Genomic DNA, 18,831 nt, shown 5'->3' with positions numbered 1-18,831 from the left:
TTATTTATTATGGAAAGAGTTTAACAATGCAGCAGTTACAGAACGTTATTGAATCCGCTTTCGAGCGCCGTGCCGACATTACTCCGGCAAATGTGGATACCGTAACCCGCGAAGCGGTGAATCAGGTTATTTCTTTACTGGATTCCGGTGCTCTGCGCGTCGCTGAAAAGATTGAGGGTCAGTGGGTCACGCATCAGTGGCTGAAAAAAGCGGTCCTGCTCTCTTTCCGTATTAACGATAATCAGGTTATCGATGGTGCGGAAAGCCGTTACTTCGATAAAGTGCCGATGAAATTCGCCGACTACGACGAAGCGCGCTTCCAGAAAGAAGGTTTCCGCGTGGTGCCGCCTGCGGCAGTACGTCAGGGCGCGTTTATTGCACGTAACACCGTGCTGATGCCGTCTTACGTGAATATCGGCGCTTATGTTGATGAAGGTACGATGGTTGATACCTGGGCGACAGTCGGGTCCTGTGCGCAAATCGGTAAAAACGTACACTTGTCCGGCGGCGTTGGTATTGGCGGCGTACTGGAGCCGTTACAGGCTAACCCGACCATCATTGAAGACAACTGCTTCATCGGCGCGCGTTCTGAAGTGGTAGAAGGCGTGATCGTCGAAGAAGGCTCCGTTATCTCCATGGGCGTGTACATCGGCCAGAGCACCCGTATTTACGATCGCGAAACTGGCGAAGTGCATTATGGCCGCGTTCCGGCGGGCTCTGTTGTCGTCTCCGGCAACCTGCCGTCGAAAGATGGCAAATACAGCCTGTACTGCGCGGTGATAGTGAAAAAGGTTGATGCCAAAACGCGTGGCAAAGTGGGAATCAACGAACTGTTACGCACCATCGACTAACGGCAATTTGAAAAAGCGGGCTTAGCCCGCTTTTTTTACATCCGCGAGTGGCATAAACAGGGCTTTTCGTTAATTATTCAATGGTTATAGTGAGCTTAAGGGTACCGCTATGTATGACAATCTGAAAAGTCTGGGCATTACTAATCCTGAAGAGATCGATCGTTACAGCCTGCGGCAAGAAGCCAACAACGATATCCTGAAAATCTATTTCCAGAAGGATAAAGGCGAGTTTTTTGCCAAGAGCGTGAAGTTCAAATATCCCCGCCAGCGTAAAACGGTTGTCGCCGATGGCGTCGGCCAGGGTTACAAAGAAGTGCAGGAGATCAGTCCCAACCTGCGCTATGTGATCGATGAACTGGATCAGATCTGCCAGCGCGATCGCAGCGAAGTCGATCTTAAACGTAAGATCCTCGATGATTTACGTCATCTGGAAAGCGTCGTGACCAACAAGATCAGCGAAATTGAAGCCGATCTGGAAAAACTCACGCGTAAATAACCGCGAGTGGGTGTATTTTTAGGCCGGGTAAGGCGAAGCCGCCACCCGGCATTTTGCCTGATAAGCGTCACGCCATCAGGCAATCAATGCTGCTCATCTAACTGCAACGCCACATACAGCAGCAGCCTGTCGTCAAAATTCCCCAAATCCAGCCCGGTCAGTTCTGAAATACGATTCAGGCGATACTCCAGCGTATTACGATGAATAAACAAGGCTTTTGAGGTCGCCAGCGGCTGAACGTTATGCCGAAACCATGCCGCTAACGTCCGACGTAGCAAACCGTTGTTATCCATTGCTTTTAACCGTACCAACGGACGCGCCAGCTCATTGGCCTGCCAGCCACCGCGCAGGCTGTCCAGCAATACCGGCAGCATCAGATCCTGATAGAAATAGCTTCGGCTTTCCGGCATCCGCTGCTTACCGACCATCATGGTGGTACGCGCCGTACGATACGAACGGGCAATGCTGCCAGGTCCGGTAAAATAGTTGCCGAGCGAGACGCGAAAACGCAGCTGTCCGTTCTCTTTCATCCGGGCAATAAGCTGTTCAACGCGTTTGCGATGATCTTCGGCATCCCAGCGGCCAAACTGATTGAGCGCGGGTTTCAGCACCACCATCTCGGTCAGGGAAACAATCGCAATCAGATTATTACGCTCGGGCGTGGTCAACGCATTCTGTAATTGCTGTAGCTCAGCCATGGCGCTGTCGACGCCAAGCTGACCGCTGTCGACTTCCACTACCGCCACCACGCGCGGCTGATTTAAATCGATGCCTAAACGCTGCGCCCATTCCATTAGCGCTGGGGTATTTTCTTCCGCCTGAATCAGGTTCATCACCAGCTCTTCACGCAGACGGCTGTCCTGGGCTAAAAGATGCATCAGACGCGACTGTTCCAGCATCATTTCGGCGGTCATACACACCAATTCGCCGTATTTGCGCAGATGTTCCGGTTCGCCGGTAAGACCGATAACGCCAACGATTTCGCCCTCCAGACGCAACGGCAGGTTGATCCCCTGTCGCACACCGTGTAAATGCCGTGCGACCGCATCGTCAATATCGACCACCCGCCCCTGAGAAAGCACCAGCAGCGCACCTTCGTGCAATTCACCAATTCGTTCGCGATCGCCGCTGCCAATTATCCGCCCACGGGCATCCATTACGTTGATATTGGTATCAATTATGCGCATGGTACGCGCCACGATATCCTGCGCCATTTTGGTATCAAGATGCCAGCCAGCCATAAACCCCTCCTGTGAGCAGAGATCAAGCATAAGGAAGATAACAAGCGACGACATTGTGCAAATGCACAAAGCGGAAGAGAGAAGTATGGAGTTGTGGGAAGTATCACAAAAAGAAACCCCTTCCTGTACAGGAAGGGGTTGAGGGAGATTACTGCATCAACAGATAGATCGAGCTGTCGCCACGCTGAATGTTCAGCGCCAGCACAGCCGGTTTGCTGTCGAGAATTTTGCGCAGTTCGGCGATATTTTTCACCGGTTGCTGGTTCGCACCGATAATCACATCCCCTTTCTTCAGGCCAATCTGGGCAGCCGGAGACTTCGGTTTCACGTCGCTTACCACGACCCCTTTGTCCTGGCCCTTGTTGCTCATATCGGCACCTTCAATACCGGTGAAGATAGAGCTGGAATCAACCTGGGTCTGGCTGCTCTGCTGCAGTTCCAGATTCACAGTAACAGGCTTACCGTCGCGCAGCAGGCCAAGGTTAATTTTGCTGCCTACCGGCATAGTTCCCACCTGCGCACGCAGTGCGGCAAAGCTGCTGATAGGTTTACCGTTCAGGGAGGTAATCACGTCCCCGGCTTTAATACCCGCTTTCGCTGCGGAAGAGTTCGGCATTACCTGGCTGACGAATGCGCCACGCTGTGCGTCAACTTTCATCGCCTTCGCCAGCTCAGAGCTCAGCTCGGTACCCATAATGCCCAGCTCGCCACGTTTAACCTGGCCGAACTCAACCATCTGCGAGGTCAGGTTTTTCACCATGTTGCTTGGGATGGCAAAACCGATCCCGATATTACCGCCGTCCGGCGCGAGGATCGCGGTGTTAATCCCGATCAGCTCACCGTTCAGGTTGACCAGTGCGCCACCGGAGTTACCCCGGTTGATCGCAGCATCCGTCTGGATAAAGTTCTCGTAGTTTTCCGCATTCAGGCCGCTACGACCCAGCGCAGAAACGATACCGGAGGTGACGGTCTCACCGAGGCCAAACGGGTTACCAATTGCCACGGTGTAATCACCCACGCGCAGCGCGTCGGAATCTGCCAGCTTAATTGCCGTCAGGTTTTTCGGATCCTGAATCTGGATCAGCGCGATATCGGAGCGTGGATCTTTACCCACGATCTTCGCGTCAAATTTACGACCATCGCTCAGTTGAACTTTAATCACCGTGGCGTTATCTACCACGTGGTTGTTGGTCACAACATACCCTTTCGCGGCATCAATAATTACGCCGGAGCCCAGCGCCATAAATTTTTGCTGCTGACCGCCGCCGTTATCCGCACCCGGTGCGCCGCCCTGGCAGAACGGCGAACTCTGGAACGGAGAACCGTCCTGGCAGAACGGGGAATTATCACCGAAGAACTGCTGGAAATTACGCGGCATGCGCGGCGTATTCACCGTCGTGCTCCCCTCGACGTTAATACTCACCACCGATGGCATCACTTTTTCAAGCATCGGGGCCAGGCTTGGCATCTGTTGGGCGGTCGTTGCTGAAGACGCCGTTTCAGCCGCTGTTGCAGACAAGGGGGACAACGCCAAACCTAAACTCAGAGCCAGTGCACTCATTGCTAATGTGGTTTTTTTCATGTGTTTCGTTCTCGATTAACAGGTAACGCAAAATTGCTGTATACGTCAGAGTCGTTTTATAGCGCTAAGTTCCAGATTTAAGTTTAAGGAAAAAGTAAAATTTTATTGTCGATCTTTACAAATGATTATTTATTGTTCTACTGCCATCAATCGACGATATTCATCCCAGGCGTATAAATCTGTCATCCCGCTGATATAATCCTGAATCAAACGGCAACGATAATAATATTCCAGCACAGGAAACTCAGCGCAACTAACCGATATTTTACTGACAGCCTCCACATAAGCAAGGCGATGGCGAGTAGACAACTTCTGAAATAACCGGGACTCGATAGGAAAACGTTTTACTCTTTCATTTTCGACCAATTCAGTAAAATCTAACTGAGTCATTTTTAATAACGGTTGATAGATTTCCAGCAGCCCGCTGATCACCCGATAGCCCTGTAACTCTAGTTGTTCGACGTCAGGGTGGCTAAAGACATGTTTTATCGCCACATTTTTATAGACGCCCAGCAACTGGCTGAAGCTGCTGGCGTCTTCTAACAGTGCGTGATTAAAACTTCCCTCGAAAATCTGCGGCAAGTTATCGATAAATCGCTGAGCAGCGTACGGCACCAGTTTATTCAAGGTATTAACGCGTAAATACATAAAGAACTGATCTTCGGTACTCCGGCTTAATGTATTTGAACGTGATTTCTCCCAGGCGTTCTCTACCACCAGACTGAACAGCGAACCTTTTTCATGGTGTCCCCACGCGTCATACAGATGATGATAAAGTTGTTCGACGCTAAAGATTCTTTTCTCAACGGCATCTTCCAGATCGGCCACGCAATAAGAGATATCATCGGCAGCTTCCATAATCCAGGTTAATGGAAAGCGACTGTAAGGCGCTAATGATAATTCTTTACGTAACCTCTCAATATACAGTTCTTCAGAAAGATAATAGCCTGGTTTCTTCATTAAATAGTCGTGTGTTGCGGGCGTATTGCCGCGCCACCACGCCGGACGGGTATATTTCAAAATACCGCCAACCTGCGCCCAGGTAAGATTCATGCGCATCAGGGTATGCACCAGACGAATCCCTTGCGCATTGCCTTCAAAATGACACAAGTCCTGTCGCACTTTACGGCGAATATCATTCAGTGATTCTTCGCCTTCGCGCAAACGTAATGCCGCCACCAGGCAGCGGTCATCGCTGAGTGGCTGGCTTTCAGCATCTGCGGGGTACAGTCGCTGGCGGAACCAGTCATTAATCGCCGCTTCACCAAAATGACCAAACGGCGGATTGCCAATGTCATGCATCAGGCAGGACATTTCGACAATACTCTCAAACGGTCCCGTCAGTTCATCCAGACCATACTGCTCCAGCAACTTTTGCTCTTTGAGTCGGCTGAGGATCTCTTTCGCGATATAGCGACCAACCTGCTGGACTTCCATTGAGTGCGTTAAACGCGTGCGCACTGCCGCATTACGTTCCAGCGGAAAGACCTGGGTCTTTTGTTGCAGTCGGCGAATTGCCGGAGAATTGATAATGCGTCCCCGATCGCTTTCGAAAATACGCAGGATCTCATGCTCAGTCTTCACGCCCTGCGGCGAACGGTAACGACGATGCCAGTTTATTTTTTTTCGGAAATCGATCTGTGCCATGTCCTCTCCCGCCTGAGAAATGCGCTACCCCTTAAGCGCATGATAGACTATGCCCTCAAATCTGGCTTATCGCGAGTAAATCTATGAAAATCGGCATCATTGGTGCAATGGAAGAAGAAGTTACGCTACTGCGTGACAAAATCGAAAACCGTCAGACCATCGCTCTCGGCGGTTGTGAAATTTACACCGGCCAACTGAACGGTACTGAGGTTGCGCTACTGAAATCAGGCATCGGTAAAGTCGCTGCGGCACTGGGCGCTACGTTGCTGCTTGAACGCTGCAAGCCGGACGCCATCATTAATACCGGTTCAGCGGGCGGCCTGGCCTCTACGCTGAAAGTCGGCGATATCGTGGTTTCTGATGAAGCGCGCTATCACGATGCCGACGTCACGGCCTTTGGCTATGAATTTGGTCAGCTACCGGGTTGCCCGGCGGGTTTTAAAGCCGATCCTGCGCTGATAGCTGCGGCAGAAGCCTGCATTGCAGAACTGAATCTGAATGCCGTCCGTGGGCTTATCGTCAGCGGCGATGCCTTCATTAATGGCTCTGTTGGCCTGGCAAAAATTCAACATAACTTCCCACAGGCGATTGCCGTTGAGATGGAAGCAACCGCAATTGCGCATGTTTGCCACAATTTTAACGTGCCGTTCGTGGTGGTTCGCGCCATCTCTGACGTCGCCGATCAGCAGTCCCATCTCAGCTTTGACGAGTTTCTGGTCGTCGCCGCGAAGCAGTCAAGCCTGATGGTTGAAACGCTGGTACAGAAACTGGCGCATGGCTAAATTACTCTCCAGGGCGCTGGTCGCCCTGCTTTTCACTCTTCCGGCGTTCCTTCACGCCGCACCGCGTGTTGTTACGCTTTCTCCTGCCAATACTGAACTCGCCTTTGCCGCAGGCATTACGCCCGTTGGCGTCAGCAGCTTCTCAAATTACCCGCCCGAGGCCCAAAATATTGAAGAGGTCTCAACCTGGCAAGGCATGAATCTGGAACGCATTGTGGCGCTAAAACCGGATTTGGTCATCGCCTGGCGCGGAGGAAATGCTGAGCGGCAGGTTAATCAGCTAACCGCGCTGGGCATTAAGGTCATCTGGGTGGATGCCGTTACCATTGAGCAGGTCGCCGATGCGCTACGCCAGTTGGCGCCATGGAGCCCCAGGCCAGAGCAGGCCAAACAGGCGGCAAAAACGTTGCTTGATGAATATGCTTTACTAAAATCTCAGTATGCCAACAAACCGAAAAAACGCGTGTTTCTCCAGTTTGGGGCGAATCCTCTGTTTACCAGTGGGAAAGGCTCCATTCAGCACGAGGTTCTTGAGGTATGCGGCGGAGAAAACATCTTTGCCGGTAGCCGGGTTCCCTGGCCGCAGGTCAGCCGTGAACAGGTCCTGGCAAGAGCGCCGCAGGCTATTGTTGCCACCGGCGGATCGGGCGAAACGCTGAAAATTGAGCAATATTGGGGAGATCAGCTTAAAATCCCGGTTATTACCCTTAATAGTGATTGGTTCGAACGTGCGAGCCCGCGTATTATCCTCGCCGCAAAACAACTCTGCAATGCGCTTTCACAGGTAAATTAGCGCCTGCCCCCACCAGGTTTGTTGTGAGGATTAAAACATGCTCGTCTATTGGCTGGATATTGTCGGTACCGCGGTATTTGCTATCTCTGGCGTATTGCTTGCCGGAAAACTGCGTATGGATCCCTTCGGCGTTCTGGTCTTAGGCGTGGTAACAGCCGTCGGTGGCGGTACGATCCGCGATATGGCGCTGGATAACGGACCGGTTTTTTGGGTTAAGGATCCTACCGATCTGGTGGTGGCGATGATCACCAGCATGCTGACGATCCTGCTAGTGCGTCAGCCCCGACGTTTGCCAAAGTGGATCCTGCCGGTGCTGGATGCCGTTGGTCTGGCGGTATTCGTCGGCATTGGCGTCAACAAAGCATTTATTGCCGGGACAGGGCCCCTGGTGGCGATTTGTATGGGAGTGATTACCGGCGTTGGCGGAGGGATCATTCGTGACGTATTAGCCCGCGAAGTACCGATGATTTTGCGCACCGAAATCTACGCTACGGCCTGTATTATCGGCGGGATCGTACATGCGACCGCGTTTTATACCTTTGATGTTTCGCTGGAAAACGCCAGTATGATGGGGATGATTGTCACCCTGCTGATTCGGCTGGCCGCCATTCGCTGGCATTTGAAATTGCCAACGTTTGCACTGGATGAAAACGGACGTTGATGTGACGATACAGAACATGTAGGCCGGATAAGGCGTTTACGCCGCCATCCGGCACATTGCCCGCTGGCGCTACGCTTACCGGGCCTACACCATCAGACCATCGGTATCACAGACAGCTATCAGATGCTGAAAGAAGAACCACACCCGCAGGTGCTTTTGGCATTCGGGTTAGTCACAACGAAGCGGGAACCTTCCAGACCTTCGGTATAGTCAACCGAACCGCCCACCAGATATTGCAGGCTCATCGGATCAACTACCAGACCAACACCTTGTTTCTCAATGGTCATATCACCATCGTTCACCTGATCATCAAAGGTGAAACCATACTGGAAACCGCTGCAACCACCGCCGGTGATATACACGCGTAATTTCAGGTTCGGGTTATCTTCGTCAGCGATCAGGCTTTTTACTTTATTGGCTGCTGCTTCAGTAAATTGCAGTGGCAGCGCTACGTCATCACTCATATTTTGCTCCAAACGACATTGGCAATTGGGCAAATTATAACCCAATGGTTAAAGCCATTATCTAATACCCTGGTATTTCGTTCAAGTATTCTCGCCAGCGGCGGTACCCTGGCTTTTTGCCGCCTGCTCCGCTTCCTGTTTTGCCAGCGTGCGGGCAAGGATAGTCGAGTATAGCGGCTTTCCGCCCATAAATTGGGCTAATAGTGTTGCGCCAAGACAGGTAATAATCATTGGCAAAATGAGCTGATAGTTATCGGTCATCTCCAGCACCAGCACAATACCGGTGAGCGGCGCCCTGACCGACGCCGCCAACAAGGCTCCCATTCCGGCGATGGCGAAGGTCCCGGCCTCGAGGTGATAATGCGGGAAAAAGGCCGCTGCGGCCATACCGAACGCGGTACCAAGCAATGTGCCTAACGCCAGCATCGGGGCAAAAATCCCGCCAGGCGCACCGGACGAGAAGCACAGCAGCGTGGTAATCACCCGGGTAATAAAGATAAACAGCAGCAGACCGACGCTAAAATTGCCCGCCGCAGCAATCGGGATCAGGTTAAACCCGCCGCCTGCCGCTTCAGGTTTAATTAATCCCAGGATCCCGCACAGGCCGCCAATCGCGCCGCCCATGAGCACCCATTTTTTAATCTCGCCACCGTGGAAACGCTGGAACATATCCTGGGTACGCAACACCATGGTATTAAACAACGGTCCGACGCAGCCAAAAATAATCCCCAGCACCAGATACAGCCACAGCGTATTAACCGGCGCATTGGAGAGCTTGCCAACTTCAATAATCGGGGCTTCACCGTTGAAAACGCGAAACACAATGCTCGACATGATGACGCCGGTAAACACGGCTTTGATCGACACGAGGTTATAGCGAAACTGGGGACGCATCTCTTCAATAATGAACAGGATCCCCGCCAGAGGGGCATTAAACGCCGCCGACAAGCCCGCAGCGGCACCGGTAGCCAGCAGGGTATGCCGCGCTTCGGCGCTGCGCATACGGAAAATATCCAGCACCATACGCCCGATGTTGCCGCCAATCTGCACGGTCGGCCCTTCTCGCCCGAGCACCATCCCAGCACCCAGCGTGCCCATACCGCCGATAAATTTCACCGGCAATACGCGCCACCAGCGGACAGGTCGCAATTCTTCCAAAGCGCCTTCAATCTCCGGGATCCCTGAACCACCCGCTTCCGGCGCAAATTTACGCACCAGAAAATAGCCGACCATCGCCAGCAATGCAGAGAGGATAAACGCCAGCGGCCACAGCAGAATGGCATGGTCAGCAACCTGAGCCAGCGCGCCAATGCGCTGATTCTGCACCCAGGTTACCGCTTTCTCAAAGGCTACGCCCACAAGTCCCGTCACGGTACCCACTACCGCGGCCATTAAGAGGATCGCCAACGGCGTTTTGTCTCGTTCCAGGAGTCGACGGATTTGATCCCTGCGGCGTAAACGCACAATTTGTTGTGCTTCAAAAGAGGGAGTGTCTGTCTTCATCAGATGATCATTAATTGGTAATACAAATACGGAATCGGCATTCTACTCGCACATTTCACGAAAATCCCCTGCAAATCGCATTGTTTCAATTGCGTAAAACTTTCATAACCTTCTCTGAATAACTAGAATAGCGGGCATTTACTTTTTCTACGAACCAGGACCCCATCCATGAGTAAGTCTGAAAATCTCTACAGCGCAGCACGCGAACTTATCCCCGGCGGCGTTAACTCCCCCGTTCGCGCCTTTACTGGCGTGGGTGGTACTCCGCTGTTTATTGAAAAAGCGGACGGCGCGTATCTGTATGATGTCGATGGTAAAGCCTATGTCGATTACGTCGGTTCCTGGGGACCGATGGTGCTGGGCCATAACCATCCGGCAATCCGGAACGCGGTGATTGAAGCCGCAGAACGCGGTTTAAGCTTCGGCGCGCCGACCGAGATGGAAGTGAAAATGGCGGAGCTGGTCACTGAACTCGTGCCGACCATGGACATGGTGCGCATGGTGAACTCCGGTACGGAAGCGACAATGAGCGCCATCCGTCTAGCGCGCGGTTTTACCGGTCGCGATAAGATCATCAAATTCGAAGGCTGCTACCATGGTCATGCTGACTGCCTGCTGGTCAAAGCCGGTTCCGGCGCGTTAACGCTGGGCCAGCCGAACTCCCCTGGCGTTCCGGCTGATTTCGCGAAACACACCCTGACCTGCACCTACAACGATCTCGCCTCGGTACGTGCGGCGTTTGAGCAATACCCGCAGGAGATCGCCTGCATTATCGTTGAGCCAGTCGCAGGCAACATGAACTGCATCCCGCCGCTGCCGGAGTTCCTGCCAGGTCTGCGTGCGCTGTGCGATGAGTTTGGCGCGCTGTTGATCATCGATGAAGTGATGACCGGTTTCCGCGTGGCGCTGGCCGGTGCGCAGGATTATTACGGCGTTGTTCCGGACCTGACCTGCCTGGGCAAAATCATCGGCGGCGGAATGCCCGTTGGCGCATTCGGTGGCCGTCGTGATGTGATGGACGCCCTTGCGCCGACCGGGCCGGTTTACCAGGCGGGTACGCTGTCCGGTAACCCGATTGCGATGGCGGCGGGCTTTGCTTGTCTGACCGAAGTGGCGCAACCGGGTATTCATGAAACGCTGAACGAATTGACAACGCGTCTGGCGGAAGGTCTGTTGGAAGCGGCCAAAGACGCCAATATTCCGCTGGTGGTTAACCATGTGGGCGGGATGTTCGGGATTTTCTTCACCGATGCAGAAACAGTGACCTGCTATCAGGATGTGATGGCATGCGACGTTGAACGCTTTAAGCGTTTCTTCCACATGATGCTGGATGAAGGGATTTACCTGGCGCCGTCCGCCTTCGAAGCGGGCTTTATGTCTGTGGCGCACAGTGAAGAAGATATCAATAACACCATCGACGCCGCGCGTCGGGTGTTTGCGAAATTGTAAAAGAGAACGTCCAGATACAACGCAGGCCGGGTAAGGCGAAGCCGCCACCCGGCTTTTTTATTACTGGATGGCGACGCAAAGCGTCTTATCCGGCCTGCATGAAAAGAATCAGCCTCAGCGGCTCTGCTTTCTCAGTAGATAGATAAAGTACGGCGCGCCGATAAACGTCGACAGTAATCCCGCTGGGATCTGATACGGAAACAGCACCATTCTGCCGCACCAGTCGGCAAAGACCAGCAGCACACCGCCCGCCAGCGCTGAAATCAGCATATGCGGCATCGCCCGGCGAAATCCCATCATGCGAGCAATATGCGGCGCCATCAGCCCAACAAAGCTCAACGGCCCAATCGTCATGGTTGCTGTCGCCGTCAATCCCGCCGCCAACAGCAGTAACCCCACGCGTGACGGCGTCAACGCCATACCGACCGCCCGCGCCGTATCGCCGCCCAGCGGTAAAATCGTCAACCAACGACGACACAACGGCGTCAGCGCCAGCAAGAAAACCATCACTATCCCGGTATGCAATACCTGCTCGCCTGTCGCGTTATAGGTTGAACCGGAGATCCATGTCAATACGCCCGCCATGCGCGGATCGCCGCTGGCCTGCAGCATCATTAGTAGCATTGTAAACGCCGTGCTGAGCGCCATCCCTGCCAGCAGCATGCGGTGCGGCGAAAAACCGCCGCGCCCGGCGGCAACCATGATGATAAGCAGAGTGACCGCCGCTCCGAGGCTCCCGGCGGGGAGCAGCCAGCTAAAGGCATTGCCGGGCACCAGAAACAGCATTAACACCACGCCAAATGCCGCCCCGGAGCTAATACCGAGGACTTCCGGGCTGGCCATTGGATTTCCGGTCAGACGCTGAATAATGCACCCCGCCACCGCCAGCATAACCCCGGCAATCAGCGCCGCCAGAATACGTGGCCAGCGCCAGGGCATCAGTTCATCAAGCATCGCGCCGCTGGCCCATGTCCAGCCGTGCGCATCACGTCCGAACGACAGCGCCACGATGACCGTCAGCAGTAAAATCGCACCGCCCGCCAGCGCAAACATCAGTACATTTTGACGCTCAGCGGCGATGCGGTTGCTGGCATTCATATCCGGTGCGCTCATGCTCTTAAGGCGCGGCAGCAGCCACAGCAGCAGCGGTGCGCCAATCAGCGCCGTCACCGAGCCGGTGGAGACTTCCATCCATACCCGGGTCAGCCACAGAATGATTTGGTCGGAGAGCCATAGGATTAGCGCGCCAATCAGCGGAGCCAGCAGCAGACGCGCCAGTAAGCGCCGGGCACCGAGCATTTTCGCCAGCAGCGGGGCAAACAGGCCGATAAAACCGATAATTCCCACGGCGTTAACCAGCAAGGCGCTGATGACAATCGCCAGCGTCAATGCCGCCAGGCGCGCCAGCGATAGCGCCAGCCCAAGGTTGCGCGCTACGCCGTCATCCAGTCCCATCAGCGTCATTGGGCGTAATAACAGCAGCGTCAGCATCACGCCACCCAGCAGTTGCGGCCACAAACGCTGAACGCCAGTCCAGTCGGTTTGCGTCAGCGAGCCACTGCTCCATAAAAACATGCTTTGCAGCTGATCGTGATGGAAGAGCACCATCAACTGGTTAATCGCCCCGCAGTACAGGCTGACCACCAGACCGGCAAGGATTAGCGTCACGGGGGAAAGACGTTTGCCCCAGGCGACGCCGAACACCAGCGCCCCAACGATACAGGCCCCTGCCAGCGCCGCAAATTGCGCGGTCAGCGCCCCCGGAATCGCCCACAGCGTCGTGACCGTAATGCCTAACTGCGCCCCGGTTGCGACACCTAACGTAGTGGGTTCTGCCAGTGGGTTACGCAGAACCTGCTGAAACAACACGCCAACCAAACCCAGCCCGGCGCCAACTAATAGCGAAATCGCCAGCCTCGGCAGCAGGCTGTAGTGAAAAACCATCTGCTCAATAGCATTGATATTCGGTGACCAGATTGCCTGTTGCCACTGGCTGCGCGGTAATGCCACAGAGAAGTTAACCCAGGTCAGCCAGAGAGCAACAATAACCAGTACCAGCAACAGTAACGCCGGATGGCGGTTTCGCCTTATCCGGCCTACAACGCGCGCAAACCGTAGGCCGGATAAGGCGCTTTTAGCGTCGCCATCCGGCATTTCAAATTTCCTGCTCACGCTTTGCCTCCCAGTGCATTATCCAGAATGCGGGCAAAATGCATCGCGGACAGCGTTGCACCATAAAACCAGACGGCAGGCACGCGCTGAAAACGTCCGCTACGGACAAACGTCATCGCCCGCCATAACGGCGTAGACATCAGCACATCCATTTCGCTGTTGTTGCCGTGATCAAAGCACAGCACATCAACATCCTTATAGGCTGCAAGCCGGTCAATACTCACGGCAGTGCTGCCCCAGAAGTTGGTTTCTCCCTGCCAGGCGTTGGGGATCCCATATTCGTCCAGCACCTCCTGGAACAGGCTGTTCGGGCCAAACACCAGCATATGCCGCGAATCAAGTAGGGACGTCAGGAGCACGGGACGCGCGCCACGTTGGATAAAGCGCGGTTTCAGGCTGGCGATAAAACGTTCGTATTCAGTCAGATGGCGTTCAGCAGAAGCTGGCAGATTCAGCAACTGCGCCATTTCCTGCAGCGACTGACGCGCAACCGCCAGCGGCTTTTTGCCATCGCTGAAGTTAAATCCCTGTCCGGGCGCAATCCGCGCCAGCTTTTCGGGGGCGGGGCCATAACCTGCCGACCACACCAGAAACGAGGGCTTCATTTCGGTAAGCAGTTCGAGATTGGGTTCCGTACGTAGCCCGACGTCAATCACCGAATCCGGCAACGGAGGTTCATTGACCCATAATTTGTAATTGGGGACGTCCGCAACGCCATAGGGGGTAATGCCCAGCGCCAGCAACAGCTCTACCGGCAGCCATTCCAGCGCCACAATACGCCGCGGATCAATCGCCGCCGCATGCGCCGTATTCATCCGCCACAGCAGCGGCGACAGCGCCATCGCCGTCAGCAGCCGCCGACGGGTAATATGAGGTAATCCGATCATTAATAGACAAAACTCACGGGTGCGGCACCAGCCGGATGCGGCAAAATGCCCATCGGGATGCCGTAAATCTGTTCCAGCGTTTCACTGCGCATCAGTTCAGCCGGCGTTCCTTGCGCAATCATTTCACCGCCGCGCAGCGCAACTAAGTAATCGCAATAGCGGGCCGCCATGTTGATATCGTGTAGCACCGCAACCACCGTCAGCCCACGCTGCTGGCTTAAGCGATGCACCAGCGCCAGCACGTCAACCTGATGGGCGATATCCAGCGCGGAGGTCGGTTCGTCAAGTAGCAGACAGCGGCTATCCTGCGCCACCAGCATGGCGATCCACGCACGCTGGCGTTCCCCACCGGACAGGCTATCGACCAGACGATGTGCCAAAGGTTTTAAACCCACCAGCGAAATGGCTTCTTCTACTTTCTCCCGGTCAGCCACACCAAACCGTCCCAGCGCGCCATGCCACGGGTAGCGGCCAATGGCCACCAGCTCGCGGACGGTCATCCCTTCAGCTTGCGGCAGTTGCTGCGGCAGATAAGCAACCTTGCGGGCAAACGCTTTACTGCTCCAGCTCTCCAGCGGCTGGTCGTCTAGCAGGATTTCGCCTTCTGACGGCGGCTGATGACGTCCCAGCATTTTCAGTAACGTCGATTTTCCGGAACCGTTGTGACCGATAAGTCCTGTCACTTTTCCCACGGGAAACGTTAACGAGAGGGGATGCAAAAGCGTGCGCCCTGGCACACGAAAGGAGACATTACGCAACGCAAAAGTGGTGTCGGGATGGGATCTGTTTTCCTGCATAGCAGCCAACTTGTAAAACGGGCACGCAAAGCGTGCCCAAAGAGAAATTAGAAACGGAAGGTTGCGGTTGCAACGACCTGACGTTCTGCGCCCCAGAAGCAGCCATAAGTATCAAAGCAGCTGGCAACGTATTCACGGTCAAACAGATTAGTAACGTTAACCGCAACGCTGGAACCTGCCATACCGAGACGAGCGAGATCGTATTTAACGACAGCATCCATCACGGTTGAGCTACCCACCTTGAAAGTATTTCCAGGATCGCCATAGCTAGAACCGACATAACGGCCACCGGTTCCCAGCGTTAACCCAGATAACGGGCCTTCGTAGAAGGTGTAATCCCCCCACAGAGAGGCCATGTTTTTTGGTACCTGAACAGGTGTTTTACCTTTAAGCGTCGTGTCTTCTGTATATTCCGCATCGGTATATGTATAAGACGCTGTCAGGTTAATGTTTGCGTTCACTGCGGCTTTTGCTTCTAATTCAACGCCACGAGAACGTATTTCACCCGCCGGAACCTGCGCAAACGGATTAAGCGGGTCGGTGGTCAGGTTATTCGTTTTCGTTAACTCATATACCGCGGCAGTAACAACAACGGGCAGATCTTTTGGAACATATTTCACGCCAGCTTCATATTGCTTACCTTTTGACGGCGCATAAGCAACGTTATCAGCAGGTGTTGCCGCCCATGCTTTTGAAGGGTTCGGCTCAAAAGATTCGCTGTAGCTGAAGTATGGCGTAATACCATTGTCAAAAAGATAGTTAATCCCACCGCGCCAGGTGAACTGCTCATCGTTACGTTCAACTTTTTGATTGCTGGAACGAATAGTGGTTGCCTGCTGAGACCAGTCATAGCGCCCGCCAAGCGTTGCAACCCATTTATTCCATTCCAGTTGATCCTGTACATACACACCCGTTTGGTGCTGTGTGTTGAGCTGGAACGGCTTCGCATCCGGGAAATCTACATCCTCATACACCGGATTATTCATATCTAACGGAGGCGCACTTCCGTAGGCGTTATCAATATCATTTCGTAGACGTGAATAGTCGACACCGGTAAGCAGCGTGTGACCAATATCGCCCGTCGCAAACTTGCTTTCCAATTGTGTATCTACACCAAAATCATTGTAGCGTTCATCGGCGACGATAATCTGACGGGTCAGCTGATTACCCACTGCGCCGAAACCGTACACACTCTGTTGAGAGGTTTTGATTTGGCTATAACGTAAATTTTGACGCACAGTGAAGGTATCATCAAAACTGTGTTCAAAGCTGTAGCCAACCATTCGCTCATAACGCGAATAGGTATTGTTCGGCGCATAATCCGTAAAGCTCACTGGCAAACGGGAACCATCGGGTAACGGATCGACCGTACCTTGTTTCGGCAGCCAGCCGTAATAGCCAGTTGACGGTTCATTCTGAATGTTTGCTCGCAGAGTCAGGTTGGTTCGGTCATCAGGCTTCCAGCTAAATACTGGAGCAATGGCATAACGTTTCTGTTTCGCAAAATCTTGTTGTTCGTCATTAGAACGTGCCAACCCAGTCAAACGATAAGAATAGATGCCATCATCATCCAGGGAATCGCTGAAATCAAAACCGGTTTGGAACAGATTATCCGAGCCCATTTTGAATTGAATTTCTTTTAACGGCTCTGATGTCGGGCTTTTGCTGACCATGGAGATCAAGCCGCCCGGATTACTTTTCCCGTAAAGGACAGACGTTGGCCCACGCATTAGTTCGACGCGTTCAAGCATGTAAGGATCAACGACGGCAGAGCTGTAGTAATCACCCTGTAGCTTGACACCATCAAGGTAATTGTTTGGTGTGGGCCCTGGCGTATAGAAGCCACGAATAATCACGAAATCATAAGTACTGGAAGCGCCACGCGTAGAAACAGCAGCTCCGGGAGTATAGGCTAAAGCCTCTTTCACCGAACCAGGCTGATGCATATCCATCTCTTCACGCGTTACTACCGAAACAGACTGCGGCGTCTTTTCGATAGGCGTATCAGTTTTGGTGGCGGTGGCGGAACGCTTCGCGGCAATGGTTGGCGAAGGTCCCCATGCGCTTTCTTGTGCGGCTGGCGCTGCGGTTACGGTGATAGTTTCTTCTTTCGGTTGAACCGCCGCCTGTGCATAGACAGACATGCCGCTAACCGCTGTGGCTACCACGACTGCAATTTTACGCAGCGAGGAGTTTGGCTGAGCAGTTTTAAGACGCGCCATTGGTATATCTCTGATGAAAGTGAATGATAACGTAAACGAGAATTATTATTATAACGGCAGCATAATAGGACAGCGCAAGGACGCATAGCAAGCAATAAAAGTCCCTACCAGAATTAAGGGGTTAAGAAATAAACAGATGAAAGAAGAAGGTTATTGAATGATGATGAAATGTTGTTTATCTGTAAGAAAGGCCTGCCAGAATACAGGCCTGGTAAGGTTTAGCGATAGTTAACCTCAAAGGTTGCTACAGCTTCGACCTTTCCCCCCTTTACCGTTCCCGTTTTCACGTATCGCGCTTTAAAAGGGATGGTTTCCACGCCTTCTCCACCTGCGCCATCTATGCCCGTATAATTCCGATCAAAATCCAGAGCTTGATTTTCGTTATTGAGAATCTGAATCCCAACCCCACTGGCTGCGCCGTCGCCGCTTGCAATATTTAAAATATTACCTTCCGAGACCCCCGTTGAGCCTGCGCTGGTAAACTTATAGTCAATATGGGTTCCGGCGGCACAATTTTTAACCTCAATTTTAAAACGATCGTCGGTCAGAACGGGTGATAGCCCTTCTGACAGGCTTCCCGACGTTACCGTATCCATCAGGACATTAATGTCTTTGCTGACCAGATTACAGGTATTAGTCCTCACATCAACTGTCGTCGGGGCAAAACGTAGTTTCGCCGCCATAAGACTGCCCATTTGGTAGTCGGCATTAAATTTACTGGTATCAAGCGTACCGGACTCAACGGTACCAATAACCACCAGTTCAACGCCTACATGATAGGTCGAGTCATATGTCACCCAACTCCCTCCTGTCATGCCAATATAGTGCCAGGGTGTGATAATATTTTCACTGGTGAATGCCGCAGTTTTATTCTCCGCGCGGGCGGCGCGGAAACCAATACCGGGTACGGTTGTTTTATAGACACCGGGTAATACACCTGAATAATCAGCATCGGTTAATACCGTATAACCTTCACGTAGTTGCACACTGCCATTACAGTCCAAACCATGCGATTCCCCGGCAGTTTCACCAGCATAGATAATCGTACCAATGGCTGTATCAGGTTCCACAACAAGTTTTGCGGGCAGCGTAAAAGTAATCGTGGGATTCGCATCAGGATTACTAAACGCGCAGTCTGCCCATGAGGATTTGATATAGGTACATATAACAATGACACTCAGTATGAAGACAAAATTGAGGGGACTACACAGTGATATCCTCCTTCTATCCAGGAAAATGGTAGAATCATCTGCCTCTCTCCCCTTGCTTGCAATCCTTGCCATC

The 18,831-nt window shown here is 53.1% G+C and carries 16 protein-coding genes and 1 pseudogene; 6 read left to right on the top strand and 11 right to left on the bottom strand.

Going from position 1 to position 18,831, the window contains the following annotated elements:
* Window positions 1-26 precede the first annotated feature (26 nt).
* Complete coding sequence (gene dapD, locus ACVXHP_RS14360; RefSeq protein WP_006686779.1) at window positions 27-851, top strand: 2,3,4,5-tetrahydropyridine-2,6-dicarboxylate N-succinyltransferase; 825 nt, start codon at window positions 27-29, stop codon at window positions 849-851.
* 109 nt (window positions 852-960) lie between these two features.
* Window positions 961-1,347, top strand: a complete 387-nt coding sequence (locus ACVXHP_RS14355) for a DUF3461 family protein (RefSeq protein WP_003018562.1) — start codon at window positions 961-963, stop codon at window positions 1,345-1,347.
* 83 nt (window positions 1,348-1,430) lie between these two features.
* Here the strand turns inward: ACVXHP_RS14355 and cdaR are convergent, their stop codons facing one another.
* From cdaR to dgt, 3 genes are all read right to left on the bottom strand, one after another.
* Window positions 1,431-2,588, bottom strand: a complete 1,158-nt coding sequence (gene cdaR / locus ACVXHP_RS14350) for a DNA-binding transcriptional regulator CdaR (RefSeq protein ID WP_003018564.1) — start codon at window positions 2,586-2,588, stop codon at window positions 1,431-1,433.
* A gap of 148 nt (window positions 2,589-2,736) precedes the next feature.
* Entirely contained in the window at window positions 2,737-4,170 is a 1,434-nt protein-coding gene (gene degP, locus ACVXHP_RS14345; RefSeq protein ID WP_200008653.1) for a serine endoprotease DegP, read from the bottom strand.
* Window positions 4,171-4,299: 129 nt separating this feature from the next.
* A complete protein-coding gene (dgt, locus tag ACVXHP_RS14340; RefSeq protein WP_447571691.1) occupies window positions 4,300-5,817 on the bottom strand; it encodes a dGTPase in 1,518 nt (505 codons plus the stop codon).
* A gap of 83 nt (window positions 5,818-5,900) precedes the next feature.
* On the opposite strand from dgt, the gene mtnN reads away from it, so the two are divergent.
* From mtnN to ACVXHP_RS14325, 3 genes are read left to right on the top strand one after another with little or no spacing between them, the layout of a single operon-like run.
* Window positions 5,901-6,599: a 5'-methylthioadenosine/S-adenosylhomocysteine nucleosidase gene (mtnN, locus tag ACVXHP_RS14335; protein ID WP_042312191.1), complete on the top strand. Its 699-nt coding sequence runs from the start codon at window positions 5,901-5,903 to the stop codon at window positions 6,597-6,599.
* Window positions 6,592-7,392 carry a vitamin B12 ABC transporter substrate-binding protein BtuF gene (btuF, locus tag ACVXHP_RS14330; protein WP_447571690.1) on the top strand — a complete coding sequence of 267 codons (801 nt, stop codon included), beginning with the start codon at window positions 6,592-6,594 and terminating at the stop codon, window positions 7,390-7,392. The genes mtnN and btuF overlap by 8 nt, the downstream gene beginning before the upstream one ends.
* A 37-nt stretch (window positions 7,393-7,429) precedes the next feature.
* A complete protein-coding gene (locus ACVXHP_RS14325; RefSeq protein ID WP_200008650.1) occupies window positions 7,430-8,053 on the top strand; it encodes a TRIC cation channel family protein in 624 nt (207 codons plus the stop codon).
* Between the two features lie 119 nt (window positions 8,054-8,172).
* Here ACVXHP_RS14325 and erpA read toward each other — a convergent pair whose 3' ends face one another.
* From erpA to clcA, 3 genes and pseudogenes are all read right to left on the bottom strand, one after another.
* Window positions 8,173-8,517: an iron-sulfur cluster insertion protein ErpA gene (erpA, locus tag ACVXHP_RS14320; RefSeq protein ID WP_006686771.1), complete on the bottom strand. Its 345-nt coding sequence runs from the start codon at window positions 8,515-8,517 to the stop codon at window positions 8,173-8,175.
* Window positions 8,510-8,575: pseudogene (gene yadW, locus ACVXHP_RS14315) on the bottom strand (small protein YadW). The gene erpA and the pseudogene yadW overlap by 8 nt, the downstream one beginning before the upstream one ends.
* A gap of 23 nt (window positions 8,576-8,598) precedes the next feature.
* Window positions 8,599-10,020, bottom strand: a complete 1,422-nt coding sequence (gene clcA, locus ACVXHP_RS14310) for a H(+)/Cl(-) exchange transporter ClcA (RefSeq protein ID WP_137365176.1) — start codon at window positions 10,018-10,020, stop codon at window positions 8,599-8,601.
* A gap of 168 nt (window positions 10,021-10,188) precedes the next feature.
* Here clcA and hemL point away from each other — a divergent pair, with 168 nt between their 5' ends.
* The gene (gene hemL, locus ACVXHP_RS14305; protein WP_200008649.1) at window positions 10,189-11,469 is read left to right on the top strand and encodes a glutamate-1-semialdehyde 2,1-aminomutase; all 1,281 of its coding nucleotides are present in this window, start codon (window positions 10,189-10,191) and stop codon (window positions 11,467-11,469) included.
* Window positions 11,470-11,583: 114 nt separating this feature from the next.
* Here hemL and fhuB read toward each other — a convergent pair whose 3' ends face one another.
* The 5 genes from fhuB to ACVXHP_RS14280 all read right to left on the bottom strand — a co-directional run bounded on the left by fhuB (window position 11,584) and on the right by ACVXHP_RS14280 (window position 18,830).
* Window positions 11,584-13,623 (bottom strand): Fe(3+)-hydroxamate ABC transporter permease FhuB, encoded by a 2,040-nt coding sequence (fhuB, locus tag ACVXHP_RS14300; protein ID WP_447571703.1) that lies wholly within the window; start codon window positions 13,621-13,623, stop codon window positions 11,584-11,586.
* Between the two features lie 14 nt (window positions 13,624-13,637).
* A complete protein-coding gene (gene fhuD / locus ACVXHP_RS14295) occupies window positions 13,638-14,528 on the bottom strand; it encodes a Fe(3+)-hydroxamate ABC transporter substrate-binding protein FhuD (RefSeq protein WP_447571689.1) in 891 nt (296 codons plus the stop codon).
* Complete coding sequence (gene fhuC, locus ACVXHP_RS14290; protein ID WP_200008646.1) at window positions 14,528-15,325, bottom strand: Fe3+-hydroxamate ABC transporter ATP-binding protein FhuC; 798 nt, start codon at window positions 15,323-15,325, stop codon at window positions 14,528-14,530. Before fhuC ends, fhuD begins: the two co-directional genes overlap by 1 nt.
* A 47-nt stretch (window positions 15,326-15,372) precedes the next feature.
* Window positions 15,373-17,547, bottom strand: a complete 2,175-nt coding sequence (gene fhuA, locus ACVXHP_RS14285; RefSeq protein WP_200008645.1) for a ferrichrome porin FhuA — start codon at window positions 17,545-17,547, stop codon at window positions 15,373-15,375.
* 218 nt (window positions 17,548-17,765) lie between these two features.
* The gene (locus tag ACVXHP_RS14280; protein ID WP_447571688.1) at window positions 17,766-18,830 is read right to left on the bottom strand and encodes a fimbrial protein; all 1,065 of its coding nucleotides are present in this window, start codon (window positions 18,828-18,830) and stop codon (window positions 17,766-17,768) included.
* Window position 18,831 lies beyond the last annotated feature (1 nt).

This window comes from Citrobacter freundii complex sp. 2025EL-00176 (assembly GCF_053309355.1).
This window is presented reverse-complemented; position numbering and strand designations above follow the sequence as displayed.